Origin of the sequence: Oribacterium sp. NK2B42, from assembly GCF_000424445.1 — a bacterium.
GTDB lineage: Bacteria > Bacillota > Clostridia > Lachnospirales > Lachnospiraceae > Oribacterium.
Genome location: NZ_AUJX01000069.1, coordinates 1 through 10,022 on the forward strand (window position 1 = coordinate 1; position 10,022 = coordinate 10,022).

Annotated in this window: 11 protein-coding genes and 2 pseudogenes; 9 read left to right on the plus strand and 4 right to left on the minus strand. The window is 38.5% G+C overall.

Translation table 11 applies throughout. The features are described 5' to 3' along the window. Positions 1 to 36: 36 nt before the first annotated feature. Entirely contained in the window at positions 37 to 198 is a 162-nt protein-coding gene (locus tag G625_RS22530; protein ID WP_156885126.1) for a hypothetical protein, read from the minus strand. 469 nt (positions 199 to 667) lie between these two features. On the opposite strand from G625_RS22530, the gene G625_RS0113785 reads away from it, so the two are divergent. The 9 genes from G625_RS0113785 (at position 668) to G625_RS0113820 (ending at position 7,160) form a co-directional block, all read left to right on the plus strand. Further along, positions 668 to 862, plus strand: coding sequence for a hypothetical protein (locus G625_RS0113785; protein WP_044932858.1), 195 nt, complete (start codon positions 668 to 670; stop codon positions 860 to 862). A gap of 13 nt (positions 863 to 875) precedes the next feature. Beyond that, on the plus strand, positions 876 to 1,958 hold the full coding sequence (locus tag G625_RS0113790; RefSeq protein WP_029201572.1) for a site-specific integrase: 1,083 nt from the start codon (positions 876 to 878) through the stop codon (positions 1,956 to 1,958). 3 nt (positions 1,959 to 1,961) lie between these two features. Then, the gene (locus G625_RS0113795; protein ID WP_029201573.1) at positions 1,962 to 2,348 is read left to right on the plus strand and encodes a plasmid mobilization protein; all 387 of its coding nucleotides are present in this window, start codon (positions 1,962 to 1,964) and stop codon (positions 2,346 to 2,348) included. Between the two features lie 371 nt (positions 2,349 to 2,719). Beyond that, the gene (locus G625_RS0113800; RefSeq protein ID WP_029201574.1) at positions 2,720 to 2,929 is read left to right on the plus strand and encodes a helix-turn-helix domain-containing protein; all 210 of its coding nucleotides are present in this window, start codon (positions 2,720 to 2,722) and stop codon (positions 2,927 to 2,929) included. Between the two features lie 4 nt (positions 2,930 to 2,933). Then, positions 2,934 to 3,797, plus strand: a complete 864-nt coding sequence (locus G625_RS0113805; RefSeq protein WP_029201575.1) for a DUF6414 family protein — start codon at positions 2,934 to 2,936, stop codon at positions 3,795 to 3,797. Positions 3,798 to 3,829: 32 nt separating this feature from the next. Beyond that, positions 3,830 to 4,402, plus strand: a complete 573-nt coding sequence (locus G625_RS0113810) for a hypothetical protein (protein ID WP_029201576.1) — start codon at positions 3,830 to 3,832, stop codon at positions 4,400 to 4,402. Next, the gene (locus G625_RS0113815) at positions 4,392 to 5,378 is read left to right on the plus strand and encodes a DUF2806 domain-containing protein (protein WP_029201577.1); all 987 of its coding nucleotides are present in this window, start codon (positions 4,392 to 4,394) and stop codon (positions 5,376 to 5,378) included. The genes G625_RS0113810 and G625_RS0113815 overlap by 11 nt, the downstream gene beginning before the upstream one ends. Before the next feature lie 90 nt (positions 5,379 to 5,468). Further along, a complete protein-coding gene (locus tag G625_RS22050; RefSeq protein ID WP_084152915.1) occupies positions 5,469 to 5,717 on the plus strand; it encodes a DUF7695 domain-containing protein in 249 nt (82 codons plus the stop codon). A 6-nt stretch (positions 5,718 to 5,723) separates the two neighbouring features. Next, on the plus strand, positions 5,724 to 7,160 hold the full coding sequence (locus tag G625_RS0113820) for an ATP-binding protein (RefSeq protein ID WP_029201578.1): 1,437 nt from the start codon (positions 5,724 to 5,726) through the stop codon (positions 7,158 to 7,160). Between the two features lie 383 nt (positions 7,161 to 7,543). Here G625_RS0113820 and tnpC read toward each other — a convergent pair whose 3' ends face one another. The 3 genes and pseudogenes from tnpC to G625_RS0113830 all read right to left on the minus strand — a co-directional run. After that, complete coding sequence (gene tnpC, locus G625_RS20075) at positions 7,544 to 9,223, minus strand: IS66 family transposase (protein ID WP_044932862.1); 1,680 nt, start codon at positions 9,221 to 9,223, stop codon at positions 7,544 to 7,546. A 129-nt stretch (positions 9,224 to 9,352) separates the two neighbouring features. Next, a pseudogene (gene tnpB / locus G625_RS22055) lies at positions 9,353 to 9,532 on the minus strand (IS66 family insertion sequence element accessory protein TnpB); the annotation flags it as partial. 283 nt (positions 9,533 to 9,815) lie between these two features. Beyond that, a pseudogene (locus G625_RS0113830) lies at positions 9,816 to 10,022 on the minus strand (IS110 family transposase); the annotation flags it as partial.

The following is a 10,022-nucleotide window of genomic DNA, read 5'->3' on the forward strand; positions in this document are numbered from 1 at the left end:
AGAGACCTCAGGATGTGCAAACAGCGTCAAAAGATGTCAGGTGGATTTCGTAAAGAAAGCGGAATCCAAATGTTCTGTGACATAATGAGCGTCATAAGGACAATAAAACGCCGAGGGATGAACATTTTTCAGAGCATCAAAGATCTTTTTGCAGGCAGACCAGTCATAGTTTGACTGGTCTATTTGAAGTTGCATCATTCTCCATCCTTTCCTCCATGAGCAGGGGTGGGGTCGTAACCATAAGTCCTTCCACTACTTATAGTGGGGTGGGCGAATGGAGGAAAGGATGTTTCTCCATTTGGTATGGGTCGGCTGAACTGTTACCATAAATACTGTATTTTTAAATTGTCTGGTTGCAAAATGGTTGCAGAAATCAGCTATTTATATAAATGACCGGTTTTGTCTCGTTTCGTCCGATGTTGTCTCGTCTTGACCGACATTGGACATATACACGGGGAAAGAGCGGTGATACTATTAATCTAGAAATGCAAAGGCATTTAAGATGCGTGAGAAGAATTGATTTTCTTCCCACGCATTTTTTATGCCTATTTTTATGCGCAGATTTATGAAAGTCAGAGGAGGTGGTGGAATATATGAGCGATTATGTTTGTTATTCGGTAATGATATCAATAGTAATTTAAATGGAATTGGAAAGGAGATTTTACTTATGGAAATCACAAAGACAAAACCAATGTATGTAGGCGTTGATGAAGTGTGTGCGGACTGGGGAGTATCCAGAAGTAAAGGCTATGCCATTATCAAACAACTTTCAGATCAGATGAAAGCTGAGAATCCAAAGCTTCTTACGATGGCTGGCAAAATTAATCGCTTCTACTATGAAGAAGCATGCATGAGAAAATGAAGGGAGGAAAACTATGTCAGTAAGTAAAGACGAGGCCATGGAGACTTGGACGATTTATGCCAGGTACACCAATTGGCAGAATAAAACAAAAGTCCTCCATAAAAGAGGATTTAAAACAAAGCGTGAGGCATTGGAGTATGAGCGAAAGTTTCTGCTTCAGAAGTCTAAGAATCTAAATATGGGGCTTACGGAATTCGTAGAGACTTATTTTAATGATATTGGACCGAGAATCAAATATAATACCAGGCTTACTAAGGAACATGCCTTTCGTACTAAGATTATTCCATATTTTGAGGATAAGGCTCTTTCTGATATTACACCGACGGATGTGATTCAGTGGCAAAATACGATATTACAGATGGAAGATGAGGAGGGGAAGCGTTATCAGCCAACCTACCTTAGGTCTATTTCTGCGCAGCTGTCGGCCCTTTTTAATCATGCAGTAAGATACTATGGACTAAAGGATAATCCGGTAAAGATTGCTGGATCTATGGGTTCATCCAAAGCTAAAGAAATGCTGTTTTGGACCAGAGAAGAGTATCAAACGTTCAAGGAAGCCATGAAGGAAAAGCCGGTTTCTTATTATGCTTTTGAAATATTGTACTGGTGTAGAATTCGTTGTGGAGAGTTATTGGCTCTTACCAGAGGAGACTTTGATTTGGAGAAAAAGACCTTAGCAATTAATAAGTCCTTACAGCATTTAAAGGGTGAAATCTATGTTACAGATCCGAAAACACAAAAGAGTAATCGCGTGATTGATCTGCCAGACTTTTTATGCGATGAGATGGAGGATTACTTTTCTATGCTTTATAAATGCGATGATGATACAAGACTTTTCAATGTTTCAAAACCCTATCTTCATCACGAGATGGATCGTGGTGTCAGGGAGACAGGGGTGAAGAGGATACGTATTCATGATCTAAGACATAGTCATGTGGCACATCTTATTGAGCTTGGTTTTTCTCCCGTGGAGATAGCTGACAGATTAGGTCATGAGAGCATGTCGGTTACGATGACATATTCTCATTTGTATCCATCAAAACAGCGTAAGATGGCAGATAAGCTCAATCAGGATCATGAGCGAATGGGGGAATAGCTGATGAGTGATAATAAGAAGCAAGGGAAAATATACAGGCGTGATACTTTGCTTAAAAATACAAAACCGAAAAAGAAGGATGAGAAAAATCGAAAAAAGTCTGCATGTGTCAATTTTAGAGTGACGCCGGAAGAGAGAGAAATCATATTTAACAGGATAAGGCTTTCTGGAATGAAGATTCAGGACTATGTGGCACAAAGCTGCATGTACAATCAGATTTCTGTTGTCGGAAATATCAAAACTTTTGACGCTATCAGAGACGAGATGAAGACAATTGATGAACATCTGATGTCGCTCAAATCTGTGGATGAACTTGAATTGGATAAGTTGGAATGTCTGAGAATGATTTTGGAAATCTTGGATGGATTTTATAAAAATTGTGATTCGTAGAAATGCTGCAAAGTGTAATAAAGCTCGTTTACGAGCGCAGCCAGATTTGAAAAAATCTGTTCATAGGGGATTGGGGATAATCTCCCCAACGAGCAAAGTTGTACAAGAGTACACTGCTCGCGAATTTGGATAAAGTAGTGAAGGTGGTGTTGGCCTCTGGTATCTTAGTGATGCTGGAGGCCTCTTTTTTATTTGCATCATTTAGAATTTTAATATCATTATTTGTGTGAAGATGCTGTTATTGAAGAATTTTACTCGGATTGAAATATTCAATTTTAGATTGATGAAGACTGACCGCTCAGTTATAATTATATTTGTGGTGAAATGCCTCAAAATCGAGGTTTGTAAGCAAACATGAAAGGTAACAAGTTATGGCAATTCGTTATAACAAACTTTGGAAACTCCTGATTGATAAAGACATGATGAAAAAGGATCTCAGAGATCAATCAGGAATTACTACAAATGCATTAGCTAAATTAGGAAAAAATGAACATGTGAGTACGCAGATTTTAGAGAAAATTTGCAGAACGTTGAATTGTAATATAGAGGATATCTGTGAATTTGTTATTGATGGGGAGTGAGTAGATGATGAAGCTAGATAGTGAGAAACTTACTATTCCAATATACCTAAATACGAAAATAGTATTTGATATGTTAGCTACTATAGAGGATGGCTTTTCAGAAATCAAAAATGTACAAATTTCTTCTGAAGTAGGAAAAGAAACAGCTGTAAGTGCTGATATTGGATCTGGAAATGTTTTTGCCTGGTTGAACTTTGGGGCGAGCGCAAATCGTAAAAATAATAATCAAAAGTCTTCTGTGATAACAGAACAAAGAACACATACTACTGTTTCGTTATTTCAGAAGTTTAGAAGCATTTTGGAAGAGAATACGTTGATCAAGGGGGATTCAGATACAATCGTTGAAGGTGACTTTGTAGAGTTACAGGGAACTTTAAAAACGAATCCGTTGATAGATTTTTTGACTAATATGCAAGAACTTATGAGACTTGCTACAGTTTTTGATGAAAAAGGTGGAAATAAATCTAAGGCGAGAAAGATGATGGAAAATCAGAAACTTAATTCACAGATAGAAGCATTGATAAATGGACTGCAAGTTGATGGAAAGATGGATATAATCTGTAAAACAGAATCGAAAAATGTTGTTGTAAATACCGATGCAAATTACTTTTTGAACAAAAGTATGAGTGAGATTACCGATGGTAATTATAAAATTCTTGGTAAGGTTACAAAAATCTGTCTAGAAAATGAAGAAGGAATAAGTTTGCTTAGGAATACAGCATTTTCAAAACTAAAGATAGATAAAATGAAAGAATTTCAGGAACTTTTTAATTCAGCAGAATTAAAACCATTCTTTGGTAATGAGAATGTAACATCTGTTATTGAAGGCCCTGCAATGATGGTTATTCCAATAGCAATATATATTTAGATTCTTATGAAAAAATATGGTAGAGGTGATTAATGTTGAGAGGGAGAACAAAAAAAATAATCATATTAGGTAGTACTGCATTGGCATATATGATAGTTGCTATTTTATATATTTTTCATATAGGAACAGGAAAAACATTGCTGATTTGTTCAATAATGTCTTTTCTTATTGGTCTATTTCAGCTTGCTGAAACGATAATTCTTGGTTTGCAAAAAATGGAACTAAACATCTATAATACTTCTCTTTGTGGGCAGTTTGAGTGGAACAAATCGGGTGAAAAGAAAGATTCGAATGAGACGATTAAAATAAATAATCAGTATAGGGAAGATCAAAAACAGATTGTAAATTCATATGAGATAATAATAAAAAAGATTCAATGGTTTGAGTATATTATTCTTTCAGGGACAGTGATTGGCTTTATTGTTATGGTGATTTTTCTTCCTAATGACGGTAATAGTAGAGTCGCAGATGTTGTTTCACTTTTTGCCTTTTCGATATTGTTCTTTTCACTAACGGTTCAAGCATATATAAAAGAGTTTGTTGATGAAATTAGTGTAAATATAAAAAAGATTGTTGAAGGGATTGAAAATAGGGATGGAAAATAATGATGTATTAACTGATTCTGTAAAAAAACTGTATAAGTCGGTTTCTGAAGGACTTGGAACAATGATGGTGCCTAAGAGTTTAAGGCCTGTTATTGATAGCGAAGCAAAGCTTATAAGCAATGCTGAAGAAGTGGATATAGGTTGGCTTTTAACAGAGGAAAACCAAACGGGAATAAGCATTGAAGAGACGATGGAGTTATGCAAGCGGGCTGGCTCTCGGTTATTGTATCAAGAGGTAAAGAAGCAAAAAAACATAGAAGATGTAATAGCTGGAGCAGCTAATATTTTGGAAGAAACGCCTACAGTTTCGAAGGATCCTGTAGATCCTGATTGGATGACACGTTTCTTTAATTCTGTACAGGATGTGGGTAACTTAGAAATGCAAAAATTATGGAGTAAACTTCTTGCCGGTGAAGTAAGAAGGCCGTCTTCGTATTCTCTTCGTACGTTAGATATACTTTCTAAACTGTCGTCTGAGGAAGCAAAATTATTTGCGGAGATTTGCAAATATATTGTTGAGTATAGTGGCACAGCTGCGTTATTAAATGATGAAGACATCAATAAGAATTACAATTTGAATTATGAAAAAATATTGAGACTTGATGAGTGCGGTTTAATAGATTCAAGTGGAATAATTTCAGTAACTTTAAAAGTGGCTCCTGGGATACCTTTTGAGGCTATATATGGGAATTATTTAATACATGGTGAGTCAAGTAAGGATCAGAATATCAATCTCCCGATTTATAAACTGACTATGCCAGGGAGGGAACTATATAATATTGTGAGCTACGATTTAGATGTTAATTATTTGCATGAAGTAGAGAAAAAAATATGTAATCAAAACTACGAAATTTCCTTTTCTGAACATTTTATCATTTCAAAGAATAATGATGGTACATTTACGTATGTCACACAGGGAAGATCACTTAGTGAACATAATACAAACCAAGAAAATAGTATTGCTTCGCAGGAGTAGTACATAAAATATGTTTGAAAAGACAAATGAGACATAGTAAAAGAATATGTTTGCTTAAGTGTGTCTAGAATTATGGGGTCAAGAATTTATATGCGTAAGATAATCAGAAATGCTATACAGTGTAAGCACTGCGGCGATACAATTGAATCAGTGAATGTACATGATTATGTGACTTGCAGTTGTGGGGCATGTAGCGTAGATGGAGGATGTGATTATCTTCGCAGGAGCTTCAAGACTTCTCCGGAGGTGGATTATATCGACCTGAGTGAATATGAAGGCTCAGCATCATGTACTTATGGTGTGTTTAATGAAGATAATTTGAAATTACAGAAAGGGTGACAGCATATGACAATAGAAGAAATCCTCCGTGGTGAGTCAAAGGACCTGGAGTTCAAAGAAAAACTGCCGGAAGACAATAAAAAATATATGAAGACGATTGTTGCCTTTTCTAATGGTGATGGTGGCAGACTTATAATTGGTGTCAATGATGACAGAGAGGTTGTGGGAGTTGAACAGACAGCTGTTTTTAGCATGATTGATAAGATTACTAATGCTATAAGCGATAGTTGTGAACCTTTGATTATCCCTGATATTGCGCCACAAGCAGTGGGAGATAAAACGGTTATTGTGGTGGAAATTAGTGCTGGAAGGCAAAGACCTTATTATCTTAAATCTCTTGGAATGGATAAGGGTACTTTTATCCGTACAGCTGGTTCAACACGGCTTGCTGACAGACCATATATCCAGGAAATGTACTATGAGGATGAGAACAGATCCTTTGACAATGTTGTTAATAAAGACATTGAAGTAACAGATGCAGATATTAAAAGCTTCTGTGAGGACATGAAAAAAGAGGCACAGCGTAATTGTATGAACGAGAAAGACGCTAAAAAGGTTAAGACGCCTACCAAGAATAACCTGATAACTTGGGGAATTCTTAAGGAAGAAAACGGAGTTATTCGCCCAACGTATGCATATTATTATCTGAGAGGCTTAGATGGCGTAATGTCTCAGATTCAATGTGCTGTATTTAAAGGCAATACACGTGGGATTTTTGTAGATAAAAGAGAGTATGAGGGTAATCTTTGGGAGCAGGTAGAGCAGGCATATCAGTTTGTTCTTCGTAATATTCATCTTGGAGCAAGGATTAAGGGTATTCACAGACAGGATGTTTATGAACTGCCACCAGAGAGTATACGAGAGCTTATTATCAATGCTGTTGTTAATTGCAGTTACCTGCAAGGAAGTCTTGTACAGGTGGCAATATATGATAATAGACTTGAAATCTCGTCTCCTGGCGGATTGATGCCAGGAGTTACGATTGAGAAGATGAAAGAAGGGTTTTCGAAGGTTAGAAATCATGGTATCGCGAATGCTTTTGTTTATATGAATCTTATCGAACAATGGGGGAGTGGTATTCCAAAGATATTAACACAGACTAAAGAGTATGGACTTCCAGAGATTGAGTTTATCGATATGGAAAATGCCCTTAGAGTTAATATGTATAGGGCGCTTGCTGAGGACGAAAAGCAAGCGATAAAGGCAAGCGATAAAAAACAAGCGACAAGCGATAAAAACAAGCGACAAATGACAAAAGAAAATGATAGCCGGTCGATGTTTGCAGAATATATGTCACAGCATGGCGCGTCATCAACAGCTGAAATAGCAGCATTTTCAGGGCTTAGTCCGCAGAGAACGAGAGCTATTCTTGCTAAAATGGTTGAGGATGGAATAGTTATTGCAGAAGGAGCAAATAAGAAAAGAAAATATCGCTTGCAATAATTGAGCGATAAATACATAATATGGAATAGAAGGAAATAATAACTTCTACAAGAGTATCCGGTTGCACTTTGGTTGCAAAAAATCGTAAAAAGCAAACGAATTGACGGAATAAACGTAAAACCACGACAACATATAGTCACAAAAGAAAATCAATCTTACTAGATGTTGATGCTTTTCTAGAGATGGAATAATTTCAAAGTGGTCGAAACCTACGGATTTCCGTGGGTTTCAGCCACTTTTTTCGTTTGGTGACAACCAAATGACAACCGTTATATATTTGGAATTATTCCAGAGAATATTTTCAGGATTTATATCAGTCATCTCTGATGCAGTATATTGTGAATTTGCACAGTAAGCGCCAAGTGATAGCGCGTGTACTCTTATTAGACGAAGAGTGCGGGGTTACCCGATCCATCTTCGACTGTTGCTTTTTTGTTTATGGCACAAAGCCTCTGCATTTTATCTGACCATGGCATCAGCTCTTCAATGCCCTCGGGCTCATTCACGTAGTCCGGCATGTATAGCAGTACCGTTTGCAGATATTTGAAGACGCTTATGTTGTTTAACTTCGCTGTCTGAGCAAGACTATATATGATGGAACTTGCTTCAGCACCATCAGGCGTATCGTGGAAATAGAAGTTTTTCCTTCCCACTGCGTATGGTCTTGCTCCACAGCTTTCTGTGAAATTGTTTGAAACCGGAACACCACCATCAAGGAAATAATTCTCCATGTAGGGTTTCTGATTTCGGGCATAGGTAAGCGCTTTCCCCAACAGGCTTCCTGAGCTTGCTGAGATGTTATCCAATTCTGCCCAGATCATTTTCCAGATCTCGCGTTCCTTGGATTTTTCACGCTCTATTTTTCGCTCTGCCGGTGTCAGTCCGGTGAACCCTCGCTCGATCTCAAAGATCTTATCGCAGAGATTCACGATCAGGGCTGCAGGTGATTTGGACTTGCCTGCTTTCCTGTCGGCTGCCGGCAATGCTTCATAGAACTTTCGGCGGAAATGTGCAAGGCATCCGCAACGGACAGTTCCTTTGGGCAGTTTGTTGTAGCCCTGGTATCCGTCAACTATGACGTACTTCCCTTTGTACTCTTTATAGAAGTTCTCAGGGACAGAACCTGATCTCGACGGATTGTACTCATAGAGCATTATCGGCGGAAGCCCATCGAGGTTTGTGGTACAGTGTATCCACATGTAAGACTTCTGCTGGGCTGTCCTGCCATCTTCTTTGAGTACCTGGCAGGGTGTTTCATCCCCCGCCGTACAGTTCCTTTCAAGGAGGTGACCTGCCATAACCTGATAAACAGGTTTAAAGTACTTAAGGCCACAATAAATGCACCAATTTGCCAGGGTTGTACGGCTGATCTTTACTCCCATCTGTAATAGGGCTTTTTCCTGACGGTACAGTGGCATGGAGTTGATGTACTTCTCGTACATGACATAAGCAACCGTTGTCGGAGATGCAAAGCTCTTAGGTATCAGGACGGAAGGGATCTCGGCTTCTACGAAATATGCCTCACCAAATTTTTCGGCACATTTCCTGCAGGCTACCTTTTCCTGATAGATAACGACCTTACGTACCTGGGCCGGGATGATCTCCAGTTCGGTACGTACATAGTCCCAGCCTATGCGTTCCATCTCGGCACCGCAGTCCGGGCAGATCCTGTCTTCGGGAGCCACAGAACATCTGAGTTCCCTGGACGGAAGAGAATCAAACATCTCTTCGTAGGTTGGCTTCTTCTTTTTCTCATCTGCCTTTTTACGGAGATAGCCCTCAACTGCCTGCTTGACCGGAATTTCCTCTACAGATGAGTCAGATGCAAACTCAGCCTCATTGAAAAGATCCATCAGAGTCAGCTGGTTCGGGTCATCGAAACCGACATGCTTTTTCTCTGACCTTGAAGCAAAGATCATGCGTTTGAATTCCTCGATGGTCTCCCTGGCATCAGCGAGTTCCTGACGAAGTTCAGCCACTTCTGCCTCCCTGGAATTGACCTCATTGATCAGATATTCGATTTTTTCTTCTGAGTTCTTTCCTGAGAGATCTGTCTTTGACATAGCGGCATTCTGTCCTTTCAAAACTGGTATGATTATACCGCTGAAAGCACGTTTTTCCTAGGTTTCCGGGCATCTGCAGGAAGACAGCTTTGTGCAATTTTGGAAAGTTTGTGCAACTTGCACTATATCTCAGAAATCTCGTTTTTCTGTCGTGGGTTTTATTGCTTTTGGCTGATCGATCGACAGACCTTCGAGCAGCCAGCGAAACTCCTGTCTGGTCAGATTTCTGACTTCTGACGCATGCCTTGGCCACTGAAAACGGAATGCTTCACCATAGGTTCTTTCGAGCCTTTTATATAACAAGCAGAACCCATCCTTTTCTTATCCGAATATTCAGATAAGAAAAGTTATCCGCACACTTTTGTTATCCGTATATTTTTGTTTAGTTACTTTGAATTTCAAGGATTTATAGAATTTTAAATTTTAAAATGTGCGGATAACAATATCATGTGGTGTACCATCAAATCAAAGTCCAGCTAAGAAATGTCAAGGAGTAAATTGAAAATATTAGAAATTAGCCATCACCTGCATTTTTGGGTAACTTTAATAAAGCTAATTCATTTATAGCACATTGAAAATGACAAATTAGATGTCAGGCAACTTTTGTAGTGCGATTGAGCCGATTAAACTGCTTTCTGTGTTCTTCAGGGGTGATCATCTCATAGGGCTTGTTATCACGAAGCATAGCAAAAATGATATTGCATATTTTGTGCATTACAGCACCTATTGCAACGTTCTTCTTTTTGGACTTGCATTTTAAGGTGTAGTACTCATGAATAACCGGATTTACAGGATTTTT